This is a genomic window from Pantoea sp. E2023-21 (assembly GCF_051302795.1).
GTDB lineage: Bacteria > Pseudomonadota > Gammaproteobacteria > Enterobacterales > Enterobacteriaceae > Pantoea > Pantoea ludwigii_A.
The window spans coordinates 91,527-117,751 of record NZ_CP195345.1 but is presented as its reverse complement, the minus strand read 5'-3'; the positions used below and the strand labels follow the sequence as shown (position 1 = coordinate 117,751).

Here is a 26,225-nt window from a genome sequence, read left to right as displayed (position 1 = left end):
GAAGCGCATGAAAATTTTGGTGATAGAAGATGAAGCCAAAGCGCGCGATTACATGCGCAAAGGACTGACCGAAGCGGGATTCATCGTTGATGTAGCGGAAAACGGTCAGGATGGTTTGTTCTATGCGCAAGAGCATCATTACGATTTGATTCTGCTCGACGTGATGATGCCCGGCATGGACGGCTGGCAAGTGATGGCGGCGCTGGATAAACAGATCCACACGCCGGTGATGTTCCTCACCGCTAAAGGCACGTTGGAGGATCGCATTAAAGGGCTGGAACTGGGTGCCGATGATTATCTGGTCAAGCCCTTCTCGTTCGCCGAATTGCTGGCGCGCGTACGCACCCAGCTGCGACGCGGCGGCCAGCAGAAGTTGCCGGACCTGTTGCAGCTTGCCGATTTACAGCTCGATATCCTGAAACGGCGCGTTGAGCGCGCGGGTCAGCGTATCGATCTCACCAACAAAGAGTTCAACCTGCTGCATCTCTTCCTGCTGCATCCCGGCGAAGTGCTGACGCGCACCGTGATTGCCTCACGCGTCTGGGACATGAATTTCGATAGCGACACTAATGTGGTGGATGTGGCGGTGAAACGCCTGCGGCAGAAAATTGATGGCCCATTTGCTCAGCCACTGATTCATACCGTACACGGCGTGGGTTATCGCTGCGAAGCCGAATCATGAAAATCCGTTCTCTCGCCGCGCGCCTGTCACTGCTGCTCAGCGCCACGGTGATCGTCATCTTCTCCCTCAGCGGCCTCGCACTCTTTCACTCGCTGGCGATGCAGATTGGCGTACGCGATGACGCGGCGCTGCTTACACGCATCGATCAGATCCGCACGCTGCTGCGCGATGAAGATGTGATTACGCTAATTCAGCAAAAACCGCGGTTGTTCGCCAACATGCTTGGGAATACCGAATCGCTGCTGGTGCTGCGTTTTCCCGGCCAGCCGCCGCTGATTGTGGTCAATCCCGGCCAGCGCCCGATCCCCGCGATTACGCCGGTTGCCGCCGATCAGCCGCTTGCATTGTCGTCGGTGCATCATCAAGCCACTGCAGACGGCACGCCGTTTATTGCGGCGGCAGCGCTGACGCCGACACGCGATGGCAACGGCCAAATTGAGATCATCACTGGCCGCCTGATGAGCGACCGGACGCAAACCCTCAACAGCTATCGCGATCAAATTATTCTCGCCACCGCGCTGGCCGCATTGCTGGTGGCGGCGATCAGCATCTGGCTGGTGCGGCGCGGTTTAACACCGCTACGTCATTTGGCCGCGCAGGCAGATGCCATAGATGTGCGTCATTTATCTGACCGCATGCCTGAACAGGCGGTAGCCGAACTGCAGCCGCTGGTGGCCGCCTTTAATCAGATGCTGAGTCGCCTTGAAATGGGCTATCAGCAGTTGAGCCAGGTTTCTGCTGATATGGCGCACGATTTGCGCACGCCGATTAACACCCTGATCGGCCAAACCGAAGTAGCGCTGAGCCAAACGCGCAGCGTGGGCGAATATCAGGCGCTGCTCGGATCCAATTACGAAGAACTGGAACGTCTGGCGAAGATGATCGATAACATGCTGTTTCTGGCGAAGGCTGAAGATGCCAGCCAGGTAATGGATATCCAGCGCATCGATCTGGCGCAGCTCGGTGAGAAACTCAAGGATTACTTCGACGGCATGGCGGAGGAGCAGTCGATGCGGCTGGAGATGGCGCTGCACGGCGAACTGCGTGCCGATCCTCTACTGCTGCAACGCGCGCTGGCTAATCTGATCGCCAACGCGCTGCGCTACGGCGAACCGCACTCCAGCGTGCGGATTTTCAATCACGGCAGCAGATTGGTGGTGGAGAACCACGGTCCGGCGCTGAGCGCTGCACAGCAAGCGCGCATCTTTGATCGCTTCTGGCGCGCCGATGCGTCGCGTCATCAGGGCAGCAGCGGGTTGGGATTGTCCATTGTGCGCAGCATTATGCGGCTGCATCAGGGATGTTGTGAGGTACAGAGCGAAAATGGCGTGAACCGTTTTACGCTGCGATTTCCGTAGGTTACGCGGTTGTCATGCACAGCCTAATGCCGATCACTTAAGCGCAGAGCGTGTTGCATTGGCCTAATGCTGAGGCAGTTGCACAACGCAGCCAGCCCCGCAGATACCTTAAGGTGCTTCACAATGCGCTCCTTAAGGTATTCCGGTAAAATCGTTATTAGAACAAATGCATTAATTGATCGTATCTCCGGCAGAAAAAAATCTGAATACCCGAGAAAGACCTTAAGAAGATAACGGCCGTGAAACGTGTTCGGCGGCGGCTTGATTGGCTTTCTCCGCCGCGTCCGCCAAACTGAGGCCCGCCAACAGCGACTGGCTCAGCACACCCACGAAGCAATCACCCGCACCATGTGTACTCACCAGTTTGACCGGAATGGCGGCTATGCTGAATGCGTTCTGCCCTTGTTCACATAACGCCAGCCCATGTTCGCCCGCTGTCACAATCACCTGTGGGAAGCGCAGCGCCAGGGTTTGCGCCGCTTCACAAGCTGAGGCCAGGTCAGTGACCACACGCTGGCACATGTCACGCGCTTCGACGGCGTTGACGATCAGCAGTTGCACGCAGGCGGCCAGTTGCGGTTCGATTTCACGCGCCGGTGCTGCATTAATGCATACCGCAATGCCGCGCTGTTTCGCCTGCTGTGCCAGTTGCAGATTCACGCTTGCGGGCACTTCATTTTGCAGCACCAGCAAGCCTGCATCACGCCATAATTCTGCGGATAAAGCTGCAGCTTCAATATGCAGATTAGCGTTCGACACTACTACCGCGCCGTAATCCCCTTGCGCATCGCTGATCGCCACGCTCATGCCGGATGGCACGCCTGGCAACACCGCCACAGCCTGTGTATCAACACCCGCTTCATGCAGTGCATCGATTAAAAACCGCCCCTGCGCATCATCACCCACCGCACCGACAAAACTCACTGGCACACCGGCTCGCGCTGCAGCGACGGCCTGATTACCCCCTTTACCGCCAAATTTATAACTGCAGCCGCTACCGATAACCGTTTCGCCTTTTTCCGGGCGATGATGAGCCGCCAGCATCACGTCGTAATGCAAGCTGCCGGCAACAATAATTTTGTTCATGACTAAAAGTCTCGCAGGTCCTGAACCGCACGCTGGGTTTTCATCAGATTAGTTTCTGCCCGCTTAAGATCTTTTTTGGCAATCGCGACGAATAACGCATCGAGAATATTTAACTGCGCGATACGTGATGCGGCATTTTCGCCAAGCAGGTGCGATCCCTGAGAAGTTGATGTAAGAACCACATGCGCAATACGCGCAATAGGCGACTCGGCATAATTCGTAATCGCAATAATTTTTGCGCCGTTACGTGCCGCCAGCTTAATAGGATCATTTACCGCGCGCGTCGCACCGGAATGGCTGATGGCGATAACCACATCATCATCAGACAAAACCGCTGCCGACATCAGCATAATATGGGCATCATCGTAGGTCGTCGATTTAATACCGATCTTTAGCAACTTATGCGATAAATCGCGTGCTACCGTGGCAGAACCGCCCACCGCATAAAGATCGATATGACGCGCTTTAAATAAAATGTCTGCCGCGCGGTTAAACTGCGAAATATCCAGAATAGATAAAGTTTCTTCTATCGCCTGAATAGAGGTTCTGAATACTTTCGCTAGCAATTGCTCCGACGAATCGTCTGGCTCAATTTCCGCATGCAAACCCGCCACCTCAGACTGATTATAATAAATCAATCCGGTACGAAAATTACGAAAGCCAGTAAAGTTAAGCTTCTTGGTAATTTTCACAATCATCGCCTGTGAGACACCATTTTCCTCAGCGATCTCTTGCAGTGATGTTTGTTCATTAATGTCGGTTCTGGAAATAATCGCTTCTGCTACACGTCTTTCTAACGGCGTCAGTTGCGGTAATCGCATGCGAATTTGAGCGCCAATGGCTCGCGGATCTTGCTTCATTACCTGCCTCTTGTCGCCCGGTCAATCAACATCGCTATAATAATGATTAGGCCGGTAGCAAGCAATTGGTAAAAGGCCTGAATATTTAGCAGAGTCAAGCCATTACGCAGTGCGCCAAGAATAATCGCACCGATCAGGGTACCGATGATGCTGCCTTTCCCGCCCATCAACGATGCGCCGCCAATCGCCGCCGCGGCAATCGCGTCCAGCTCCCATAAATTGCCGATCGTGGGTTCAGCGGCACCTAAGCGACCAATCAGAATTAACGAAGCCAGTGACGCTAGCGTGCCAGAAATAATATACACGGTCACTTTGGTGCGTTTTACCGGCACACCGGCCACGCGCGCCGCTTCTTCGTTACCGCCTACCGCAAGGATATATTCACCCAGCGGGGTTTTATTCATGACCACCCATAATATCAGTGCGATAACCGCGACAATGACGATTGGCGTAGGTACGCCAAATACCGCACTGTTGATGATACTGCGGAATTCCATTGGAATACCAAATACTGGATTACCGCCGGTATAAATCAGTGCGATAGCACGGAAGAGTGATAATCCGCCGAGCGTGACAATAAAAGGCTGTAACCCCGCATACGCAATGAGAGATCCGCTAAATACGCCACACAGCGCGCCAATCCCTAACGTTGCCATAATGGCGACTGGCACCGGAACACCCGCCACCATCATGGTGGCACCTAATACCGCGGACAACGCTGCCGTCGGTCCAACAGAGAGGTCAATACCGCCCGAAATAATCACCAGCGTCATACCCAACGCAATTAAGGCGTTGATTGAAGACTGCTGCAGAATATTCAGCAAGTTTGGCACGGTAAAAAACACCGGCGATAAAAATGAAAAGGTCACGACGATAATAATCAGACCGATTAACGTGCCCGCGTCGCGCAGATTAAATTTGAGCAGCGCCGACGGCACAGCTGTAGACTGAGTGGAACTTTGCGTCATCATAATTTAGCCTTGATAGAATAAGCGTTAAACGGCTTCTTTAATTTCTTTTATCGCAAAGCTAGCGATATTCTCTTCGGTAATCTCTGCGCCCTGCAGTTCGCGGGTAATTTTTCCTTCACGCATAACTAAAACGCGATCGGATACCCGCAATATCTCGGTCATTTCCGAAGAGACCACCACAATGGCTTTGCCTTGCTGTGCCAGTTTCTCAATCAGATTATAAATTTCTGATTTGGCACCGATATCAATTCCCCGGGTTGGTTCATCAAATAAAAATACTTCTGCATCCGCCGCCACCCAGCGACCAATAATCACCTTTTGTTGATTACCGCCGCTCAGTGTACCGATCGGTTTTTCGATATTCAGCGGACGCAGTTTCAGGTCAGACATCACCTCTTGTGCGACGTGATTCAGCTTCGCTTTACGGATCACACCACCCAGCGTGAAGTTACGCATTGAGGGAAGCGCCATGTTCATTTTCACCGCGCGCGCCTTGATGATGCCCTCTTTCTTGCGATCTTCCGGCACCAAACCGATGCCAGCGCGAATAGCGGCACTGACATTATGATTGCGTACTGCTTTGCCGTTGACGCGGACTTCACCGGCGCTGCGTTTATCGATACCGGCAATCAACTTGAGCAATTCGGTACGACCGGCGCCGACTAATCCGGCAATGCCAAGCACTTCCCCGGCGCAGACGGTGAAACTGGCAGGTTTAATCTCGTTGCCGCGCGCCACATTTTCTACCTGCAGCACCTGACGATCGGTGGCCCACGAGTGATGTTCCAGCTTCTCGATTTTACGCCCGACCATTTTGGCGACGATACTCTCTTCGGTTTCGTCACAAATATTCACGACGCCAACCTGGCGGCCGTCGCGCATGATGGTGGCGCGATCGCATACCTGGAAAATCTCATTCATCTTGTGCGACACGTAGATCAGTGATACCCCGGTCGACTTCAAATCAGCGATCAACTCAGCCAGGCGCTCAAACTCACGTGGCGTCAGACTTGAGGTGGGTTCATCCATGGCGATGATCTTGGCTTCATCCAACAGCGCACGCGCTATTTCCACGATCTGCTGCTGCGATACCTTAAGATTCTTAATCGGCTCGGCCGGATTAATGCTGGGATCCAGCTGCTTAAGAATGTGCACCGCACGCGCCAGTTGCGCACGCTTGTCCACGAATAAGCCGTTCATGGTGGTAAGTGGACGGCCGAGAAACATATTCTGGGCTACGGAGAGCTCTGGAACATGCTGTAATTCCTGGTGAATCATCGCGATGCCGGCATGGCGTGCGCTCAACGGGTTCTTCATCTGCACCCGTTGTCCGTTGACGTGAATCTCGCCACTGTCGGCCGGGCGCACACCAGAAAGAATGTTGAGCAGCGTTGATTTGCCCGCCCCGTTCTCACCGATGAGCGCGTGTACTTCACCTGGCCGCACCATAAAATCCACCTCTTGCAGCGCCGCAGCGCTGCCGTAGGTTTTTGTGATGCCGCGCATCATTAAGCGATACTGTTCCATACGCTCTCCGCCTGTTTTACTGCTGTGCCAGCAACTGACGCAGTTTGTTATTGTCTTTGGTGGAGAAAGCCTCGGCGTTATCTTTGGTAATCAACGCCTGCGGCGTGGTCACCACGCGCGACAGTTTCTGTCCGCCGATTAAACGCAGAATCACTTCTGTCGCCACTTCGCCAGTCAGCACCGGGAAGCTATCCACCGTGCCGGTCAATTCACCGCGCTTGATTGATGCATACGCATCTGAAATGCCGTCAGTGCCAAATACCGCGGTCTGTTTGGCTTTATTCTGCGAACTCACTGCTTCCACCACGCCCAATGCCATGGTGTCATTGTTGGCGTAGAAACCGATCAAGTCAGGGTGTTGCTGGAGAATGGTGGAGGCAGCGTTGAATGCCTGCTCGCGACTCCAGTTCGCTGGCACACTCGCGACGATGTTGAATTTGCCGTTGGCCTGCAGCGTCTCTTTGAAGCCAGCGGTACGCTGGCCCGCTGCGTACACGCCCGGCTGGCCTTCGATCACTGCCACTTTGCCGCCTTGTGGATGATGCTGGATAAACCATTTCGCCACGCGCACGCCATTATCTTTTTGCACATTCCCGACATAATGCTGTGCGCTCGGCACCACCGCATCGTTCACGTTTACCACCGGAATGCCTTTACTATTGGCACTTTCCAGCGCAGGTTCGAGGTTGATGTCGGTTTGCGGCGATACCAGCAGGCCATTGAAGCCCTGCGCAATCAGCGTTTCAGCAATCGACAACTGACCAAGTTGATCGTCTTCATTTGCCGCAGCCTGGTACGCCACGGTGAAACCGTATTTCTTCGCGATGTTTTGATAGCCCTCGCCCAGTGAGCGCCAGTATTCATTGGTTAGCGTTTTTGACACGCCACCAATTTTCAGCTTGGCATCGACTTTTGGCATTGGGCCGTATTTGCTTTCCAATTGCGTCCAGTCGGTACGATCGGGCTCAGAATCGGATTTCAACGGTGGCAAGGTTGCAGCGTAAACGCTGGAGCAGAGCAACGCGGAGGTAAGGGCAGAGAGTAAAAGCTTTTTCATGGTGTTAGCCTTTTTATAGTTGTAGCTGGACGTGGGTGTGGTTCGCTTGCTTAACGCGCAAGCATGATGTCATTCACAATTTGCTGAGAGGCGACGGCATCCTGACGGCTGATGGCTTCTTCCAGCGCTGGATTATTATTGAGTTTCTCGCACAAATTCAGCAGGCGGGTCACCGTCGCGATATTGATTTCCGCTTCACGGATAGGGTCGAGGCCGCTGGCGTCCGGGAAGGTATCGAAGTAATAAGCGCCTTTATAGCCATCACGCTGCATCTGCCAGAGGAATTCCAGCGTGGCACGTGGATTGACCGATCCCGCCATCAACCCGTCATCACGTTTGCCCCAGCCATCATTCAAATCCAGACCCAGCAGACGTGAGCGACGCGCGACCATCGCGGCGGCAAAAGCCGGAATTTCGTTGGCAAACAGCACATGCGCAAAGTCCAGCGTGATACCGAGATTTTTGCAGCCCGCCTCTTCGACCGCGAGCAGGCAGGTTGTCGCATTGGGGAAGATGCTGTAGGCACGCGGCTCGTTGGGTTTGTATTCGATGCTAACGTCGATCTCTGGCGCATATTCAGCCACTTCGCGCACTGCGCTGACCGCGTCTTCCCACATTTTTTTATAGTCAGCCTGGAAGCAGTAATCGAAACCGTCCTGCCCCATCCACAACGTCATCAGGCTTGAACCAAATTCACGACCGGCATCGATACCGCGTTTGGTTAGTTCAATGGCTTCACGACGAATTTTGGCATCCGGATTGGTAAAAGCCCCAATTTTGAACTGTGGCGCATCCCAACGCATCTGCATACCGTTGACCGCTAAACCGGCATCGGCAATCGCCTGGCGCATCGTTGTGATATCGGTGGTGATGTGCTGCGGATAGTTGAGGTCAAGATGCGTTAATCCTTGCACGTTTCCTGCACGCGCAATCATCTGTAAAACAGAGGGTTTTCCCTGCTGATCGGGCCAGTAAAGATGCGCCCCAGAGGCAAAAGAGTTCAAACGTGTAGCAAACTTTAATTCCGACATGAGGAAGGATCCTATGAGACAAGTTGTAATGTACTTTCCTTCTTCACGATTATTTGTGAAGTTATGGAATAAATTACATACAGCTGGAATTTTGGCAAGTAGTGACGCTCAGGAACTATTCGAATTGCGAGGATGTTCACGAAATTTTTAAGCTGTTGCAGCGGATAGACAGGCGTTTTCTGACACAGAGAGGGACATATCGAGGATGGCGAAACCGTTTTACGCGACGATTTCCCGGATAAACAGTGCGCGATAAATCGCGCCGCTACAAAGGCCTGTACCTATTCGTAGCGGCGCTATTTATTGCACAACGTGCTTAAATAAAAGTAAAAATTTCATCGCGCGGCAAACGTGATTTTGGCAGCGCGGCATTGAAATCTGCGTCACTGCGATAGCCGAGCGACACCAGCACCACGCTGGTAAAACCTTTCTCGCGCAGGCCCAGCGCCTGATCCAACGCGCGTTGATCAAAACCTTCCATCGGAGTGGCATCAATACCTAACATTGCCGCGCCCAGCAGCAATCCGCCCAGCGCCAGATAAACCTGTTTTTCCATCCACTGGGGCACATCACGTTGCTCGTAACGGTGCATATCAACGTAGCTGCGACGGCTGTTATCCTGGCCCGTTTTGCCTTCCGGCTTAGCGAAACGTCCGTCCGCTTCTTCCTGCGCCAACACGTTTTGCAGATGCGCTTCATCCAGATCGGTGCGCATGCACAGTGCGATGACGTGTGATGCATTCAGCACCTTCGGGCTGTTGTAGACAAATGCACCGTCGGTGGATTTAGCCATCTGCTCGCGGCCTGCGGCGGTTGACGCGACCACAAAGTGCCAGGGCTGCGAATTGACCGAGGACGGGCTGTTGCGCAGCACGTTTAATAACGTTTCGATCTCTTCCTGCGGCAAGCTTTTACCGCCCTCAAACGCTTTGACGGTGTGACGACGCGCGACTGCATCATTAAGAGTCATTGCTTATTCCTTATTGCATTAAGCGCGATAAATCGCGCCGCTACAGAAGCGTGCGGATATCCGTAGCGGCGCAATTTATTGCGCGTGTTTTGAGTTATTTATTGCACTTGTTTGCTTAAAACTCGCTCAACACGATCTTACCGCGTGCGCGACCACTCTCGATCAGCGCATGCGCCTTGCGCAAATTGGCAGCGTTAATGGTGCCGTGATGTTCGCCGGCGGTGGTTTGCAAGGTTTGGTCATCAATTAACTGGCTCACGCGCTGTAGAATCTCATGCTGGCGCTGCATATCGGCGGTTTGGAACAGCGAGCGGGTAAACATCAATTCCCAGTGCAGCGAAATCGCTTTGCGCTTCAGTGGCACCGCATCCAGCGTTTCCGGATCGTCAATCAACGCCAGCTTGCCCTGCGGCGCGAGCGCATCAATCAGCTGATCGTAATAGCTGTCGGTGTGCGTCAGCGAGGCGACATAGCGCACCTCTTTATGTCCAATCGCCGCCAGCTGTTCGCCCAGCGGTTGAGAATGATCAATCACATGGTGCGCGCCGAGTGAACGCACCCACTCCGCGGTTTCCGGACGGGAAGCGGTGCCGATCACCGTCAATTTGGTTAGCTTGCTGGCGAGTTGCGTCAACATGGAACCGACGCCGCCGCCTGCGCCAATAATCAGCAACGCGGCGTTGTCATCGGCCTGCACCTCCAGACGATCAAACAGCAGTTCCCACGCCGTCAGCGAGGTGAGCGGCAACGCGGCGGCATCGGCGTCGTTCAGCGAACGCGGTTTATGGCCGGCGATGCGCTCATCCACCAGCCCATATTCGGCATAGCTGCCGGCGCGGGTGATATCTCCGGCGTAGAACACCTCATCGCCCGGCTGGAACAGCGTGACATCCGCGCCCACCGCTTCCACCACGCCCACCGCATCCCAACCGAGAATGCGCGGCTTATCGGTTGGCGCACCGGCGCGTACTTTGGTGTCCACTGGATTCACCGCAATGGCGTGAATTTTTACCAACAGATCGCGCGCGCCCGGCGTCGGCTTATCGACCTCGAGTTCATACAGCGCATTTTCATCGGAAATCGGTAAACCGTTTTGGCTATAGACTATAGCTTTCATCAGGCAGATCCTTATTCATCAGCAGGTTTGGTGAAGTGAATTCAGCATAGCGGGCTGCAGCGCAATGAAAAATGCCAGTTGCAGGTGAACACTTTCACTCTTAGAGTGAAAATCCCTGCTGACTACCACAATGAATAAGAAGATGATCCGACTGGAAGATGTCACCCTGTTTGTGCGTTCCGCCGCACTCGGCAGTTTTTCACGCGCGGCACGCGAAGTGAATTTGCTGCCCGGTCAGGTCAGCGCGGCCATTCAGCGGCTGGAGCGCGAACTGGATCGGCGCTTGTTCGCCCGCTCCACGCGCAGCCTGCGCTTAACCGCCGAAGGAGAAAAATATCTGCCCTATGCGCAAGAGATGCTGGCGCTGATGCATGCCGGTGCCGACAGCTTGCAGAGCGATGAAGATGCGCTGAGCGGTGAGCTGAAAATCGCGCTGCCCTCGGATATTGGCCGCAACATCCTGCTACCGCTGATCACCGATTTTTGCCGCGCGCACCCGGCGCTGGCGGTGCGACTCTCTTTTTCCGATCAGATCAGCGATGTGTTTCGCGATCCGGTGGATATCGCCATTCGTTACGGCAAGCTGGAAGACAGCAGCTACGTGGCGTTGCCGCTGGCGGAGGACAATCGCCGCGTGATGGTGGCGTCGCCGGATTATCTCAATCGTCATGGCCGCCCGCAAAAGCTGGAGGAGATCGCGCAGCACCATCATGGCCTGCTGTTTATGATGGGCGGCCACGTTTACGACAAATGGACTTTTCCACAAGATGGCATGCGCCGCCAGATCACGGTGAAAAGCCGCATGCTGTGCGATGACGCCGAAGTCGCGCGGCGCTGGGCCATTGCCGGTATGGGCATCGCCTATAAATCGTGGATTGATGTGTGTGACGATGTGCTGGCCGGCAGGCTGGAACGCGTCATGCCGGAGATGCCGGGCGAAAGTACGCCGCTGCACCTTATCTGCCCGCATCGCAAACAGTTTTCCCCGGCGATCCGCGCGCTGCATGAGACCTTACGCACGCCGCTGCGCGCGTTAACCGCGAAGCTTAATGCATAATGGCGCATTAGGCGGCGAACTGGCGCTGGGTATAAAAATGCCGGACGGCGAGCACATTGATTTGATTGTTTGATTTCATCCCTCACAATTTAGGGGCACCCCACGAATGCCCCAACATATTCTCACGGATACAAACCACGCTCCTTACGCGCCGTCAGAATCCGTTCGCACGCCACCGCGTAAGCGGCGGTTCTAAGCGTGGCGCCAATCTCCTGTGATTTTTGCCATACTGCCAGCAGTGCTTGTTCCATGATGCGATCCAACCGGGCGTTGATTTCATCTTCCGTCCAGAAGAAGCTGGAGAAATCCTGCACCCACTCGAAATAACTCACGGTGACGCCGCCCGCATTACAAATTACATCAGGTACTACGGTGATGTTTCGCTCCCGCAGAATGTCATCTGCCGCGGGCAAAGTGGGTCCATTCGCTCCTTCAAGCACCAAACGACTCACTAATTTTCTGGCACGCTCAGCGGTGATTTGTCCCTCCAGCGCGGCCGGTATCAAAATGTCGTAACCCTGCTCCCAAAACGCTTCATGGCTAATTGCAGTCGCGCCGCTGAAGCCGGCAATGCTGCCCTTCTGCTGCTGCCAGGCGATCAGTACAGGAATATTGATGCCGTTAGCGTTATAAAGCGTCGCACTGTGATCCTGTACGCTGACGACTTTCGATCCGGCGGCATGAAACAGTTCGGCAGCGACGCTGCCGACATTACCAAATCCCTGTACCGCTACGCGGCTGTTATCCAGTGCCAGCCCAATGCGCTGCGCCATCGCTCTGCCTGTAACGAAAACGCCGCGACCGGTGGCTTTCACACGCCCGAGCGATCCCCCCAAATGAATCGGTTTGCCGGTCACCACACCGGTGCTGGTTGCGCCGACATTCATTGACCAGGTATCCATCATCCACGCCATCACTTGTGGGTTAGTCCCGACGTCAGGCGCAGGAATATCTTGCTGCGGCCCAATGATAATGCCAATTTCACTGGTATAGCGCCGTGTCAGCCGTTCCAGCTCTTTTTGCGATAATTCACGCGGATCGACGCGAATACCGCCTTTCGCGCCACCAAACGGAAGATTAAGCGCGGCACATTTCACCGTCATCCACGCCGACAGCGCCATCACCTCTTCCAGCGTGACGTCCGGATGGTAGCGCACGCCGCCTTTGCCCGGTCCGCGTGAGAGGTTGTGCTGTACGCGATAACCTTCGAAATGACGCACGCTGCCGTCATCCATCTCCAGCGGAATATCCACAATTAGTGCGCGTTTGGGATGGCGCAAGGTGTCTGCCCAACGCGAGAGATCGCCGAGATGCGGTAACACACGCTCAACCTGCGCCAGATAAGTCGCCCACGGGGAGTTTTTATCTGCTGAAACATACGAAAGTACACTCATCATTTCACCTTTTGCCGGATGCGGGGCGCAGGAAGGCCTCACAATGTTTTGTGATTGTTAGATGTTGCAGAGAAATGGCCGCCCGAGGCGGCCTGTGTTATTTCGTGCGGCTGGCTTCGACGGTGAATTCGTTCGCGGTAGCGAAACCGCGCAAACCGCCAACCAGAACGGACATCAGCTGCGTGCCGACCTGTTTCTCCGTCAGCCCTACCGTGTCGAGCAAATCAAAAATTTCACGCGGATCGAAGAGGATATTCCACAGAAACACCGCCTTATCGCCAATATCCGGCAGTTCCATCTCCTCCATCGCTTCGCGTAAAGCCGGACGAAGTGCATCAGCCTGCACTAACAGGTATTCGGCACCTTCCCATAAACGTTCCAGATAGCCGCGGCGGTTACGCATCGGCACCATCGCCGCGCCACGCTCGCGCACCAGCTTGATCCAATAACGGCTCACTTTTTCCAGCTTCAGCAAGCCGCTGCAGGACTGCTCCACACTGTAATCCAACAGTAATTGCCCCACGTCCTGACGATAAGCATTCAGCACCTCTTCTACCGACGTAAACTGACGATAGGCGGTGGCAACGGAGACGCCAGCTTCCGCCGCAATTTCCGTCATGCTTATCGGGGTTTCGGAGCGCTCGAACAAGCGGGCGGCAGCCTGAATCAGGTTCTTGCGGTTTCTTTCGGTATCACTGCGCATCGGTTTTCCCGTCATTGTGGGTATGCTTCCTTAAACAGGCTGATGTTACTTTAAACTGGCCAGGCCGCGTTTCAAACGGCGCACACCTTCAGTGATGGCTTCACTGCTGGCAGCGTAAGAGAGGCGTAAATGCCCTTCGCCAGCCGCGCCAAATTCACTGCCGGGCCGCACCGCGATGCCTTGTTCACGCAGCAGAGACACCATATCAATCGCCGGAATCGGCAACGAATAGGCTGGGAAGCAGTAAAACGCGCCTTCGGGTTCATTCAGTTTCAGCTCTGGAATAGCTGATAATCCTTCCATCATCAGCACGCGACGCTGGCGGTAGACATCATACATACGTTTGACGTCATCTTTGCACTGTGTGAGCGCGACCAGCGCCGCACGCTGCACCGCACTGTTCACCGAACCGTTCAGCGTATTGTGCACGCGTGCCGCTGCGGCGATCATCTCCGCCGGTCCAGCCAGATAACCTACGCGCCAGCCGGTCATGGCGTAACTTTTAGAGAAAGTCTGACAGAATAGCGTGCGTCCAGCAAAAGCGGGAATGTGCAGCACCGAGGTAAAAGGACGATCGGTAAAGACCAGATCGCTATAGGCTTCATCGGCAATCACTCGCGTATTGTGCTTGTTCACCATTTGGCCGAGTGCTTCAATTTCTGCGCGGCTGTGCACAATGCCAGTCGGATTGCCGGGATTACAGAATACGAAGAGTTTGGCGCCCTCAAGCGCATTATCCAGACGCGCCAGATCCCAGTGCAAATCTGCCCGGCACGGCATCGGTACGCAGATGCCGCCGGCCATATTGACTAAATCTGCATACAGCGAATAAGTCGGATCGGGGATCACTACGCGATCGCCTGGATTCACGATGGAGAGAATCGCCGCCGCGAGACCGGCGGTGCCGCCGTGCGTGACCAGGATTTCACCGGCCTTCACCGCTTTGCCGCTCTGCGCTGACACATCGTCCGCCAGCGCACTGCACAAGGCTTTGTCACCAAGTAGCGGCGCGTAATGGGTGTAACCCGCTTGCAGCGCGTCCACGGACGCCTGCACGATGCGCGGCGGGGTGTCGAAATCCGGTTCGCCCATCGCTAAAGAAACCATATCGCCGCTCGATGCGGGTTGCTGCACACGCAGCGAGGTGCGCTCTACACGTAATACCGCCTCGGCGGCTTTAAAAAGTTGGCTCGACATAAGGTGTCCTATGAGAGGTTTTCACGTTCGGCCTGGCACGCTGCCGGGGCATTTTTCCAGCGACTGATCTCCAGATCGCCGGAGAGATCGCGCAGAAAAGTCGGCGCAACAATCAGTTCTTCCACCACCGTGCGCGCCGGTAAGCTGGCGCACAGCAGAATGGCTTCGGCCACATCTTCCGGTTGCACCATGCCATCACGAATCGCCTGATCCGGCGGACTGGCGCGGTTATCCATGATCGGCGTGTTCACTTCACCCGGTAAAATGCAGGTAGAGCGGATGCCGTCATTGCGAAAGGTGTTGTGCAGATAGGTCATAAAGTTGCGCACCGCCGCTTTCGCTGCGCCGTAGGCCGCGCCGCCCAGCAGGTTTGGTCGCAGCGCCGCCAATGAGGAGACGGTGATGATGGTGCCATTTTTACGTGCCAGCATGTCCGGCAACAGCGCCTGCGTTAGCAGAAACACCGCTTTCATGTTGACATCCTGCACCTGATCCCATTCCTCTTCGGCAATCCAGCGCGCATTGAGCGTCTTGCTGGCGCTGCCGGCGTTGTTGACCAAAATATCTACGTGCCCCCGCTCGGCAATCGCCCACGCCACCAGCGCCTCAACCTCGGTTTTTTGCGCGATATCCGCCGCATAAGCCGAGACCTTGCCGCCCTGCGCGATCAAGTTAGCCGCCACTTCCTCCAGCACCACCTGACGACGTCCCACCAGAACAACATGCGCACCGCGTGCGGCGAAACCGGCCGCAGCCGCTTTACCAATCCCGCTGCCCGCACCGGTGATTAGCACCACTTTTCCCGTCAATCTATCCATGTTTTAGCCCCTTTTAACGTCGTGCAGGTTCACGCCATAATCACGTAACGCACCCGCTTCAGTGATGTAACCTTCCTGCACATCCCACAGGATGGCCTTGAGATCGCGCTCGGCCACCGGCATCTTGCCGCCGCCACCCGGCATTTGAATGGTGACTTCGTCGCCGGGCAACACATCATGCCGTCCAACCGGTTTCGCCAGTGATTCGCCGTTAATCGCCACAAAGTTCGGCGCCCCCGCCGCCGCACCCAATACGCCTTCTGCCGCATGTTTTTGCCGCGAATAAAACATGCTGTGCGAGAGCGGATATTTGCTGGTGTTGCGAATCACCATGCGCTGCGCCACGCCGCCACGGTAGCGCCCGGCACCGCCCGAATCGGGCACAATTGATTTCTGCAGAAAGAGCAGCGGCGTGGCGGATTCAATCAGCTCAACCGGCGTGGAGGACATATTGCCAGGGAAACCGGTAACAATGCCGTCTGCAGCGGGACGCGCGCCGGTGCCGCCGTTAACGCACAGGCTTTCGACAAAGCGGCGTCCGTCATCAAACTGGCCGGCGAATACGTCGCAAGTGACCGGTGCGCTGCCCGAGTGGCCCATCACGCGGTCCGGCATGATGCCGGCCAGCGCGGTGAAAATAGCGGCGTGAGCCATGTGACCGACGCGGTTTCGCATCTCTACCGCACAAGGCGGACGCGCATTGGCAATTGAGCCTTCCGGCGCGGTGACAGTGATAGATTTGAAGCAACCTTCGTTATTTGGCAGATGCGGCTCAAGCAGACATTTCAGTGGATAGACGCTGTAGGCATAGGTGAATGACATTGGGCAGTTGCTGCCAAACAGCGATTCCGCCGAGGAACCGGCATAGTCAATGGTGATGTTGCTGCCATCAACAATCACCGCTACGTTGAGATGGATATCTCCTTCGTAGTCGCCAATATCAACCGCCGCTTCATAGCGACCATCCGGCACCGCCTCAATCGCTTTGCGCATGGCGATTTCAGTCAGCGAGTGAATTTTCTCTGCCAGCGGGGTGACGGATTTCAGTTGCAAATCATCCATTAGGCCAAGTAGCCCGTTGGCGCCAATCTGGTTTGCTGCCAGCATGGCGTGCAGATCACCTTCCACCTGATCCGGTGAACGCACGTTGGCCAGGAATAGATCCAGCAGTTGCTGATTCACCTCGCCCGCAATCATTAATTTACTTGGCGGGATAAGGATTCCCTCTTCGAACATGTCGCGCGATGAGCCCATATTCAACGAACCACCGATATCGGACATGTGTGCCGCCGCGCCGGTAAACGCCACCAGCTTGCCCGCGCGGAACACCGGCGTCACCACCGTCACGTCATTGAGGTGGCCGGTGCCGAGCCAGGGATCGTTGGTGATCAACGCATCGCCGGGTTTCAGCGTGTCCGCTGGGAATTTAGCCAGCAGATGCCGCACCGTAGCGGGCAACGTCCCGATAAACACCGGAACGCTGGTCTTCGGTTGTGCCAGCGAGCTACCGCTGGCATCCATCAGCAGGCATGAGTAATCACCGACTTCGCGGATAATGCTGGAGAACGCCATGTTAACCAGTGTGGCCGCTGCTTCTTCCGAAATGCTCACCAGGCGATCCCAGGTAATGCGCAGGCTGATCGGATCGTCGAGAAAACGCAGATGATCGGGGGTTGTCGCACTCATCAGTTCAGCTCCATCAAAATATTGCCTTGCGGGTCCAGCTGCGCGGATGCGCCGGGACCGACATAAATCGCGCACTCTTTTTCTTGCAGCAGTGCGGGACCGTGAATGGCTTCGCCAGTGATCAGCAAGCTGCGGGGGATGACGCGGCAAACGCTGAAGCCCTGTTCACGGCCCAGATATACCTGCAAACGCTTCTCGCGCGCGTCGGGTTCAGGATGGCTGATCTGATCGCTGGTATTCAGCGTAGGCGGCGTGGTCTGCACGCGACCGCGCCAGTTAACCACTTCCACGCCCTGTCCCGACAAGGTGCGACCAAAGCGCGCCAGGTGAGCGGCTTCAAAGGTATCGATCAGGGCCTGAATATCGCCTTGCGCAAGGAAGGCTTCCGGCAGCGTGACGGTGAGCTCCGAGCCCTGCCCGACATAGCGCACGCCCGCGAGTTTCTGATGGATGGCGCTGTTGGGATCGGCATTGGCCGCCGCCAATGTGGTGATCGCTTCGTCAAAGCCTTCGGCAAATAACGCCGCGATGCGTTTGACATCGATGCCCTTCTGCAAGCGGCAACGATCGCTGCGTACGAAATCAGCGCTCGGTGGCGCGGTCAGCAAGCCGAAGGCGGAGTAAACGCCCGCCCCATTCGGGAAGTAGACGCGCTTTACACTCAACTGCTTCGCCAGCGACCACGCATGGCTCGGGCCCGCGCCACCAAACGCCAGCATGGTCATTTGCGATGGGCTGACGTTTTTCTCCACTGAATGGGTGCGCAGCGCCTCGGACATTTTGCTGTTGGCAACTTCGTGAATGCCCCATGCGGCATCTTCGATGCTCAGCCCCAACGGCTCGGCGATACGGCGAATGGCCTGACGCGCGGCTTCCACGTCGAGCGGCATGCGCCCACCGAGGAAGGCGTCGGGATCGAGCAAACCCAGCACCAGGTTGGCATCGGTGACGGTGGGCTGCTCGCCGCCGCGCGCATAACAGGCCGGACCTGGCCAGGCGCTGGCACTTTCCGGGCCGATTTCCAGCAGACCCAGTGAATCAACGCGCGCGATACTACCGCCGCCTGCACCAATCTCTATCATGTCCACTACCGGCAACTTAACCGGCAAACCGCTGCCCTTAAGCAGGCGGTCGGCGCGGCCCACTTCGTAATCAATGGTGATTGAGGGTTCACCATCGCGCACTACGCACGCCTTAGCGGTGGTACCGCCCATATCAAATGCCAGCACCTGACGCTCGGCGTTTTTACGCGCAAAAGCAGCGGTGGCGACGATGCCGCCTGCCGGGCCGGATTCAATGATGCGCGTAGGATAATCAGCCGCCACCTGCGGTGCCATCAGGCCACCGTTCGATCCCATCACCAACCAGTCGCAGGTGAAGCCGCCTTCGCGCAATTTGCTTTCCAGCCGCGCCACGTAACGGCGCGCTTTGGGTTGAACGAAAGCATTCATGGCGGTTAACACGCCGCGATCGTATTCGCGGATTTCGCGCGACACTTTGTGCGAAACCGAGATCGACACGCCGGGCAGCTCGCGGCTGAAAATCGCTTCGATCTTATTTTCATGTTCTGGCCAGGCATAGGCATGCATGCACAACACGGCAACAGCTTCATAGCCTTTATCACGCAGTTCAGCCGCCAGCCGAACCACTTCGGCTTCGTCGAGTGGCGTAATTACCTCGCCGCGCGCCGTCACGCGTTCGCCGATCTCATAGGACTGCGAACGCGGCAGTAGCGGCTGGGCCGGTGCGCCATTCAGATCGTAGATGTCATAACGGTATTCGCGGCCCAGCACCAGCACGTCACGGAAGCCGCGCGTCACCACGAACGCGGTTTTCGCGCCCCGACGCTCCAGCAGCGCGTTAATCGCCAGCGTGGTGCCATGCGTAATGGTGTGAATGTCGCTGGCCTTGAGATCGGCCATCTCCACCAATTGAGTTAACCCGGTATACGCACCTTCCGAAGGGTCATCCGGCGTGGTCAGTGTTTTGTGCCGAATCGCCTCGCCAGAAATGTCATTCAGCAACACCAGATCGGTAAAGGTGCCACCAATATCAAACCCTATCCGCCAGGGTGACGCGTTTTTCATAATGACCTCGAAATCCAGAATGTGGGCTGATTGCAACGGCGGTCACTCGTCAGCGAGCGGCTTACCGGCGGTTTCTTTCAGATACAGCGTGCTGATGAGCGTCAGCGCGGCGGTGAAAATCACCATATAACTGGGAATACTGGCGATGCCGGTCAGGCCGATCAGCCACGTCATTAATAACGGTGCCGACCCGCCAAAGATCACCGTTGAGAGGTTGAACCCGATGCTGTAGGCGCTGTAACGCACGTTGGTGGGGAACATTTCGGCCAGCGTCGCCTGAATCACACCTGCATGTCCTGCAAAGGCAAAGGCCAGCAAAATTGCCGCCATACAGGCCAGTGGGAACATGCCGAGCGTCAGCAGCCAGAAACAAGGCCACGCCAGCACCGCCATGGCGATAGCAGAGGTGACCAGCAGCGGCTTGCGTCCTAAACGATCTGACAGCCACGCCATCATCGGAATCGCGCCGATAATGGTGACCAATCCACACGCGGTAACCATCAAGCTTTGGATCTGCTGAAAGTGCATCACTTTATTCAGGTAAGTTGGCATGTAGACAAACAGGATGTAATAACCCGGGCCGTTCACCGCCGGCAGCGTGATCGCCAGCCCAATCGCTTTCAGATGGCGCTTAGAGGAAAGCACTTCACGTAGTGGATTGCGCACCACGCGCTTATTGGCTTTTACCATCTGAAAATGAGGCGTGTCCTCGATGCGGGTACGAATGTAGACGCCAATCATGGCCATCGGAATAGCTAGCAGGAACGGCACGCGCCACACCCAGGCGGTCATCGCCTCGCTGCCGAACACGTTAATCAATCCACTGATCAGCAAGCTACCGAACAGCAAAGCGATAAATGAACCCATCACCAACGGCGACATCACGACCGCGCGGCGATGATCTTCTGCATATTCTGCTACAAACGACCCAGCGCCCGAGACTTCACCACCGGCTGAGAATCCCTGCACGATGCGCAGTAAAATCAGTAGCGCCGGTGCCGCCCAGCCGATGCTGGCGTAGCTGGGTAGCAAGCCAATTGCTGCTGTTGCCAGCGAGATCATCAGCAGTAAAATCGCCAGCAGCTTCTGGCGACCCATTTTGTCGCCGAGATAGCCGCAGATCACCCCGCCAAACGGTCGTACGAAGAAGCTCACCGTGAAGCCGAGGTAAGTCAGCATCAGGCCTGAGTCGGTAGTGCTCATGTCACTGGCGGAAAAAACGATGACCAGCGAACTGACTAACAGGCCGTAGATGCCGTAGTCGTACCACTCAACAAATGAACCGACGCCTCCCGCGAGAGAAGCGCGGCGCACGACGTTATTTTTGGTTGTTCCATCCTTCGGCAAAGCGTAATCCATTGTTACTGCATGTGATTTCGTCATTGGTTTGCCCTGAAAGTGTGTTTAAAACATCCCCGGAATTCGCTAAGCCAGCGGCTTATTGGTAATGACGCGTCACCTCTGCCGTCATTTCTGCTTCACGACGCGCCACTTCCTGCACCGCGGCTAGCACTGATTCGGCACGCCAGAATGGAATAATGATGATGCCGTCTTCATCGCCGACCACAATGTCACCGGCGCAGCACACCACGCCGCCAATCGCCACCGGTTCACCGATTACGCCAGGACCGTTTTTGAACGGGCCTGCAGGCGTGATACCGCGGCTGAACGTGGGTAAACCGGTAGACTCGATCACGCTGCGATCGCGTATTGCGCCGTCGATAACCTGCGCCACTGCGCCGGCATGCTGAAAACGCTGCGTCAGTTGCTCACCGACCAGCGCACGATCAATATGGCCCTGGCCGTTAATCATCATTACATCGCCAGGCTGGATATAATCCAGGGCGCGAATGACCGCAGCGTTATCACCAGCCGTGACCTGAACCGGAAAGGCAAAGCCAACAAACGCCGTGTTCGAAGAGACCGGAACAAGGCCGCCATCGCACATATTTAGCCTTTCCATTGCATCACCAATGTTGGCGACAGGAAATTCGGCAAAAGCCGCCAGCCATTTATTTTCCGGACGTTGCCATGATGTCGTAATACGCACTTCAGCCGTTTCAAGAGCCATTGTTGGTCACCTTTTAAAATGAAAAATCATTATCAAGTGAGAAACTTTTATCACTTTAAAAACTGGGTGCGCAACGTATTTTTTACACGAATATGACAGATGCGAGGTTTTAAATTAACGAAGGGATGGAGGATTTTCTCGGCGGAATTACAAATAAAAGCATGATTAATAACGATATTTTTAGTAATGCATTGATTGCCTGCCGCTGGCACATTTCGACATCAAGCGAATTACCCGCAGATATATTGTTTTCTTATGTCAATTTCATGAAGCGCAGCACAAATTCCGTGCATTATTTATTAATTAGAGAGATGAGCGTCACATATTAGTGCAGGGATTAATAAATCGTCATAAGCAAATAAATAATCCCTGAAGTTTTCAGCGGTTAATTATCTGCGGGTATTGTTAAATTGCACTGTTGCGGTGCGCGGAGAGAGATAACGGGTCGCCATGAATGGCGACCCTACGAATGACTATGTCGGTTTTGCTGGATTATCTCACCTTCATCACATCAACTTACCCTGAAAAATCGGCACCGATTCGAACAGATAGCCGTCGAAGTCGGGCGCATCGGCATCGGATAACTCCAGCAGCGTGTTCTTGACGTTTTCCAGGTGCTGCCACATCGCCTGCCAGGAACCCATCACATCACGACGTCGCAGCGCCGCCAGAATGGTTTGATGATCGCCCAACCACTTCAGGCGATATGCGCGGGTTTCATATTGCGGTCGTAGTTGCTGCCACAGCGGGCTGGCTTCGTGATGACGCCAGACGCTGGTGACCGTGTCGAGCAGCATCTGATTTTGCGTCGCACCCGCCAGCAGCAAATGAAATAACTTATCGTTGTCCTGACTGCTGTCATTGAGGGCGATGGCGCGCTGCTCCTGCTCCAGCGTACGGCGCAGGTTTTCAATATCGGCTTTGGTGGCCATTTTAGCGGCGAAGGCCGCGATGTTGCTCTCCAGCAACTGACGTGCCTGTAACATCTCAAACGGGCCGACATCGCTGCGGAAAAATGCCTCTTCCGCGTCTTCGCTTGCTGAAGGAATCCGCATCACGTAAACGCCGGAGCTCTGGCGGATATCCACCGTGCCTTCCAGCTCCAGCATCAGCAACGCTTCACGCACGATGGTGCGGCTCACGCCCCAGGTTTCGGCCAACTGGCGCTCTGGCGGCAGTCGTGAGCCTACCGGATAATTGCCATCAAGGATTTGCTGACGCAGATGCTGACCAATTTCCTGATACTGCTTTTTCTCTTGTGGCGCTTCGGCTTTTTCCACGCTCTCACCCTTTTGTATCATGGTGCAACAGGTCCGACCGCGTCCTCTGCGAGTCGGAACCTTACTGCTATCTGGGCGCTAGTGTACCAAAGCCAGCGCCTGATCGAGTACCTTTGCACCATTCAACGTGCCGTAAGCCACGCTATCAATGACCGCAATCGGCAGCTGATAGCTGTCGGTCAGCTTTTTATTCTCCTCAAGCTTAAAGCGTACCTGCGGCCCCAGCAGGACCACCACCACGTCCTGACCGTAATTTTGTAACTCTTCACGTAAGTTTTGTTCGGGGATGGCGTAGATTTGATACTCAAGCCCGCGTGCTACCGCTTCTTTTTCGATGCGGGTCACTAACAGCGACGTCGACATGCCTGCCGCGCAGGCCAGAATAATGCGTTTCATAGGTCGTCCTTATTTGGCTTCATCGTCAATGTTGAGGGTCAATTGCTGAGTGTCACGCAACTGACGGAACCAGTGCGCCGATTTTTTCATCCGCCGCTGACGCTGGTTGTCGAGGTCAATCTCGATCAGTCCGTAGCGGTTTTTGAAAGCGTTCATTGGCGATACGTTGTCAGTGAATGCCCACAGCATATAGCCCTGACAGTTACTGCCCGCTTCACGCGCGCGCACAGCCTGGTAAAGATGTTCAGCAATAAAGTTGATGCGGTAGTCGTCCTGAATTTCTCCCTGCGCATCTTTGAATTGCGCTTCGTTCTCGATGCCCATACCGCTCTCTGCCACGAACCACGGTAAATTGCCGTACTCGTCTTTCATGCGCTGCGCCATGTCAAAGACGATGCGCGGCTGAATCTCCCAGCCGCGTGAGCTGTTCATGCGGCGGCCCGGCAACTCAAAATGTTCGTAGTAATAGGCGGGATGAAATGGCGTCTCCGGATGCCAGGCGCGTGACGGCGCTTTTACGCGATGCGGATAGTAAAGATTCAGCCCCACTTCATCGACGGTATTCGCCGCAATGATTGCCAGCTCATCCTCAGTGACGTCCCACTGCACGTCATGTTTAGCCAGCAGCTGCAGCAATTCAGCCGGATAGACACCTTTGATCGCCGGATCGAGAAATACCCGGTTGTAGAACAGATCGTAGCGTTGCGCGGCTTTAACATCGTGCGCGGCCGACGAGCGCGGATAAGTCACTTCCGGATTAAGAATGGTGCCAATCGTGCCGGCGTAACCCTGCTGGCGAAACAGTTTGACCACCTTCGCCGTGGCGAGATTTTTATGGTGATTCCACTGCATCCATTTATGGGTGTTCTGCTCATACGGCCAGCGTAGCGCATCAAGATAGACGCGCGTCTGCACCACAATCGGCTCGTTGAAGACAAACCAGCGCGTCACTTTTCCGGCGTAGCGGGCAAACACCTTTTCGACATAGCGGATAAACAATTCCACCACATGCTTTGACTGCCAGCCGCCATACTCCTCCAGCAGCTGCAATGGCAGTTCGTAATGTTCGAGGCACAACATCAGTTCAATGCCTTGCCGCTGCATCTCATCAATCAACTGGTCGTAATAGGCCGCGTACTCTTCATCAACCACCGCATTCTCATAATCGGTGAGAAAACGTGACCAGTTGATAGAGGTGCGATAATGCGTCAGCCCTGCTGCTTTCATTAATGCCACGTCTTCGTGGAAACGGTTGATAAAATCCGTCGCCACTGCGGGTCCGTAACCGTTATGCCAGACATGACGATCCTGCTGATACCAGGCATCCAGATAAGAATCCTGCCCGACTTTTTTGCCACTCCAGCCTTCGGTTTGCCAGGCCGACGCCGCAGCACCGAGAATGAAGCCCTCCGGTAAGGTAATGGTGTGCTTACTCATCTCTCCTCCTTATTGTTGTGCCAGTTCGGCCTGCAGATTTTTCGCTTCCGCCGCTTCGGCACGACGCGCAGCCACTTTGACAAAAGGCAGATAAATCAATACAGAAACCACGATGCAGATAATTTGTGTCACCACCGCGCCCATCGAGCCCGCGGTTGAAAGCCACGCATTAATGATCGGCGGCGTGGTCCAGGGAACCATCACGACCGCTTTACCGGCAAAACCCATCACCGTGGCGAAATAGCCAATCGAACCGGTTACCAGCGGCGTGATGATGAAAGGAATGGCGAGAATGGGGTTGAGCATGATCGGCATACCAAAAATCACCGGCTCATTAATGTTGAATATTCCGGGTCCGAACGACAGTTTGGCGATTTCCCGCATCTCTTTACGTTTGGTGGCAATCATCACCGCCGTTAACAAACCGATCGTCAGGCCGGAACCGCCAATGCTCATGTACACATCCCAGAACGGCATGGTGATGATGTTTGGTGCTTCTTTGCCCTGCTCGAAGGCGTTCATGTTGACCAGAATCGCCCCCAACAGCAGCGGCTCGCGAATCGGTTTCACCATCTGGTTGCCGTGAATACCAATCACCCAAAACAGTTGGGCAACAAACATCAGCAGCAGAATGCCCCACAGGCTTTGCACCACCGATTCCAGCGGCTGCTGCACCACTTTGTACACCGCGTCGTACAGGTACATGCCGGTGATTTGGTGGAAGATAAAGCCAAAAGTGGCGACCAGCGTGACGGTGATGATTGAGGGAATCAGTGCCGAAAATGACGCGGCAACGTTTGGCGGCACGGTATCCGGCATTTTGATTTTCAGCCGTTCAACCTGCTCCAGTCGGCAGTAAATCTCCACCGACAGAATGGCGATAAACATGCCGAGAAAGAGACTTTTGGTATCCGAGAACTGTTTTGCCAAAACATCGGTGACCACGTGCATCTGCCCGTCCACCAGCATTTGCAGCGTGGTGGGCGTCACAGAGATAAAACAGATGATCGCCAGTAGACCGGGGAACAGGGTTTTTATGCCATTGATGCGCCCGAGTTCGATACCAATCAGGAACACTGCGCCAATATTCAGAAAGCTCAGCGTGGCGTAGTTAATGCTACTGGTAATCGGTTTTAAATCGGCGAGAAACGACAGTGACGCAAAACTGGCGAGGCCATTTTTCGGATCCAGCACCATGTTAGAAATCAGCACCGAAAACGCGCCAACAATGATTACCGGCATCAAGGTAATAAATGAGGCTTTGATCGCCATGATATAGCGGTAGCTGTTGAATCGCGTGGCAAAGCTACCCAGTGAATCGATAAGACGTTCCTGTAGAGACATTGGTCAACCCTCAGCGGTTTTAAGTGTTATGCATCTGCTTGATGGTTCGTGGCATACCAAAATGACGATTATCGCCATTAATTTCTGTGATCATGC

General features: G+C 55.0%; 23 protein-coding genes. 3 read left to right on the top strand and 20 right to left on the bottom strand.

The window, feature by feature from the left end; translation table 11 throughout:
- Window positions 1-7: 7 nt before the first annotated feature.
- Together ACRQ84_RS19545 and ACRQ84_RS19540 are read left to right on the top strand one after the other, a co-directional pair.
- On the top strand, window positions 8-682 hold the full coding sequence (locus ACRQ84_RS19545; RefSeq protein WP_483818295.1) for a heavy metal response regulator transcription factor: 675 nt from the start codon (window positions 8-10) through the stop codon (window positions 680-682).
- Window positions 679-2,040, top strand: coding sequence for a heavy metal sensor histidine kinase (locus ACRQ84_RS19540; RefSeq protein ID WP_483818294.1), 1,362 nt, complete (start codon window positions 679-681; stop codon window positions 2,038-2,040). The genes ACRQ84_RS19545 and ACRQ84_RS19540 overlap by 4 nt, the downstream gene beginning before the upstream one ends.
- 222 nt (window positions 2,041-2,262) lie before the next feature.
- Here the strand turns inward: ACRQ84_RS19540 and ACRQ84_RS19535 are convergent, their stop codons facing one another.
- From ACRQ84_RS19535 to ACRQ84_RS19500, 8 genes are all read right to left on the bottom strand, one after another.
- On the bottom strand, window positions 2,263-3,126 hold the full coding sequence (locus ACRQ84_RS19535; protein ID WP_483818293.1) for a PfkB family carbohydrate kinase: 864 nt from the start codon (window positions 3,124-3,126) through the stop codon (window positions 2,263-2,265).
- 2 nt (window positions 3,127-3,128) lie between these two features.
- Complete coding sequence (locus ACRQ84_RS19530) at window positions 3,129-3,986, bottom strand: MurR/RpiR family transcriptional regulator (RefSeq protein ID WP_483818292.1); 858 nt, start codon at window positions 3,984-3,986, stop codon at window positions 3,129-3,131.
- On the bottom strand, window positions 3,986-4,957 hold the full coding sequence (locus tag ACRQ84_RS19525) for an ABC transporter permease (protein ID WP_483818291.1): 972 nt from the start codon (window positions 4,955-4,957) through the stop codon (window positions 3,986-3,988). The genes ACRQ84_RS19530 and ACRQ84_RS19525 overlap by 1 nt, the downstream gene beginning before the upstream one ends.
- A gap of 24 nt (window positions 4,958-4,981) precedes the next feature.
- The gene (locus tag ACRQ84_RS19520) at window positions 4,982-6,484 is read right to left on the bottom strand and encodes a sugar ABC transporter ATP-binding protein (protein ID WP_483818290.1); all 1,503 of its coding nucleotides are present in this window, start codon (window positions 6,482-6,484) and stop codon (window positions 4,982-4,984) included.
- Between the two features lie 16 nt (window positions 6,485-6,500).
- Window positions 6,501-7,541, bottom strand: coding sequence for a sugar ABC transporter substrate-binding protein (locus tag ACRQ84_RS19515; RefSeq protein WP_064739873.1), 1,041 nt, complete (start codon window positions 7,539-7,541; stop codon window positions 6,501-6,503).
- 50 nt (window positions 7,542-7,591) lie between these two features.
- Complete coding sequence (locus ACRQ84_RS19510; protein WP_483818289.1) at window positions 7,592-8,572, bottom strand: TIM barrel protein; 981 nt, start codon at window positions 8,570-8,572, stop codon at window positions 7,592-7,594.
- Window positions 8,573-8,888: 316 nt separating this feature from the next.
- A complete protein-coding gene (gene nfsB, locus ACRQ84_RS19505) occupies window positions 8,889-9,542 on the bottom strand; it encodes an oxygen-insensitive NAD(P)H nitroreductase (protein ID WP_064739871.1) in 654 nt (217 codons plus the stop codon).
- Window positions 9,543-9,657: 115 nt separating this feature from the next.
- Window positions 9,658-10,659: a zinc-binding alcohol dehydrogenase family protein gene (locus tag ACRQ84_RS19500; protein WP_483818288.1), complete on the bottom strand. Its 1,002-nt coding sequence runs from the start codon at window positions 10,657-10,659 to the stop codon at window positions 9,658-9,660.
- Window positions 10,660-10,801: 142 nt separating this feature from the next.
- Here ACRQ84_RS19500 and ACRQ84_RS19495 point away from each other — a divergent pair, with 142 nt between their 5' ends.
- The gene (locus tag ACRQ84_RS19495) at window positions 10,802-11,716 is read left to right on the top strand and encodes a LysR family transcriptional regulator (RefSeq protein WP_064739869.1); all 915 of its coding nucleotides are present in this window, start codon (window positions 10,802-10,804) and stop codon (window positions 11,714-11,716) included.
- Between the two features lie 122 nt (window positions 11,717-11,838).
- Here ACRQ84_RS19495 and ACRQ84_RS19490 read toward each other — a convergent pair whose 3' ends face one another.
- The 12 genes from ACRQ84_RS19490 to ACRQ84_RS19435 all read right to left on the bottom strand — a co-directional run bounded on the left by ACRQ84_RS19490 (window position 11,839) and on the right by ACRQ84_RS19435 (window position 26,129).
- The gene (locus ACRQ84_RS19490; protein WP_483818498.1) at window positions 11,839-13,110 is read right to left on the bottom strand and encodes a Glu/Leu/Phe/Val family dehydrogenase; all 1,272 of its coding nucleotides are present in this window, start codon (window positions 13,108-13,110) and stop codon (window positions 11,839-11,841) included.
- Window positions 13,111-13,207: 97 nt separating this feature from the next.
- Complete coding sequence (locus ACRQ84_RS19485) at window positions 13,208-13,828, bottom strand: TetR/AcrR family transcriptional regulator (protein ID WP_081112565.1); 621 nt, start codon at window positions 13,826-13,828, stop codon at window positions 13,208-13,210.
- Between the two features lie 30 nt (window positions 13,829-13,858).
- Window positions 13,859-15,010 carry a pyridoxal phosphate-dependent aminotransferase gene (locus ACRQ84_RS19480; protein WP_483818287.1) on the bottom strand — a complete coding sequence of 384 codons (1,152 nt, stop codon included), beginning with the start codon at window positions 15,008-15,010 and terminating at the stop codon, window positions 13,859-13,861.
- Between the two features lie 8 nt (window positions 15,011-15,018).
- Window positions 15,019-15,828, bottom strand: a complete 810-nt coding sequence (locus tag ACRQ84_RS19475; protein ID WP_483818286.1) for an SDR family oxidoreductase — start codon at window positions 15,826-15,828, stop codon at window positions 15,019-15,021.
- A gap of 3 nt (window positions 15,829-15,831) precedes the next feature.
- Window positions 15,832-17,514: a hydantoinase B/oxoprolinase family protein gene (locus ACRQ84_RS19470; protein WP_483818285.1), complete on the bottom strand. Its 1,683-nt coding sequence runs from the start codon at window positions 17,512-17,514 to the stop codon at window positions 15,832-15,834.
- Window positions 17,514-19,601 carry a hydantoinase/oxoprolinase family protein gene (locus ACRQ84_RS19465; RefSeq protein WP_483818284.1) on the bottom strand — a complete coding sequence of 696 codons (2,088 nt, stop codon included), beginning with the start codon at window positions 19,599-19,601 and terminating at the stop codon, window positions 17,514-17,516. The genes ACRQ84_RS19470 and ACRQ84_RS19465 overlap by 1 nt, the downstream gene beginning before the upstream one ends.
- A 42-nt stretch (window positions 19,602-19,643) precedes the next feature.
- Complete coding sequence (locus tag ACRQ84_RS19460; RefSeq protein ID WP_064739858.1) at window positions 19,644-20,984, bottom strand: MFS transporter; 1,341 nt, start codon at window positions 20,982-20,984, stop codon at window positions 19,644-19,646.
- A gap of 55 nt (window positions 20,985-21,039) precedes the next feature.
- The gene (locus ACRQ84_RS19455; protein ID WP_483818283.1) at window positions 21,040-21,672 is read right to left on the bottom strand and encodes an RraA family protein; all 633 of its coding nucleotides are present in this window, start codon (window positions 21,670-21,672) and stop codon (window positions 21,040-21,042) included.
- Between the two features lie 506 nt (window positions 21,673-22,178).
- On the bottom strand, window positions 22,179-22,952 hold the full coding sequence (locus ACRQ84_RS19450) for an FCD domain-containing protein (RefSeq protein ID WP_064739856.1): 774 nt from the start codon (window positions 22,950-22,952) through the stop codon (window positions 22,179-22,181).
- Window positions 22,953-23,030: 78 nt separating this feature from the next.
- Window positions 23,031-23,348 (bottom strand): PTS sugar transporter subunit IIB, encoded by a 318-nt coding sequence (locus tag ACRQ84_RS19445; protein ID WP_064739855.1) that lies wholly within the window; start codon window positions 23,346-23,348, stop codon window positions 23,031-23,033.
- 9 nt (window positions 23,349-23,357) lie between these two features.
- Window positions 23,358-24,785, bottom strand: a complete 1,428-nt coding sequence (locus ACRQ84_RS19440; RefSeq protein ID WP_483818282.1) for a glycoside hydrolase family 1 protein — start codon at window positions 24,783-24,785, stop codon at window positions 23,358-23,360.
- A gap of 9 nt (window positions 24,786-24,794) precedes the next feature.
- On the bottom strand, window positions 24,795-26,129 hold the full coding sequence (locus ACRQ84_RS19435) for a PTS sugar transporter subunit IIC (protein WP_064739853.1): 1,335 nt from the start codon (window positions 26,127-26,129) through the stop codon (window positions 24,795-24,797).
- Window positions 26,130-26,225: the final 96 nt, after the last annotated feature.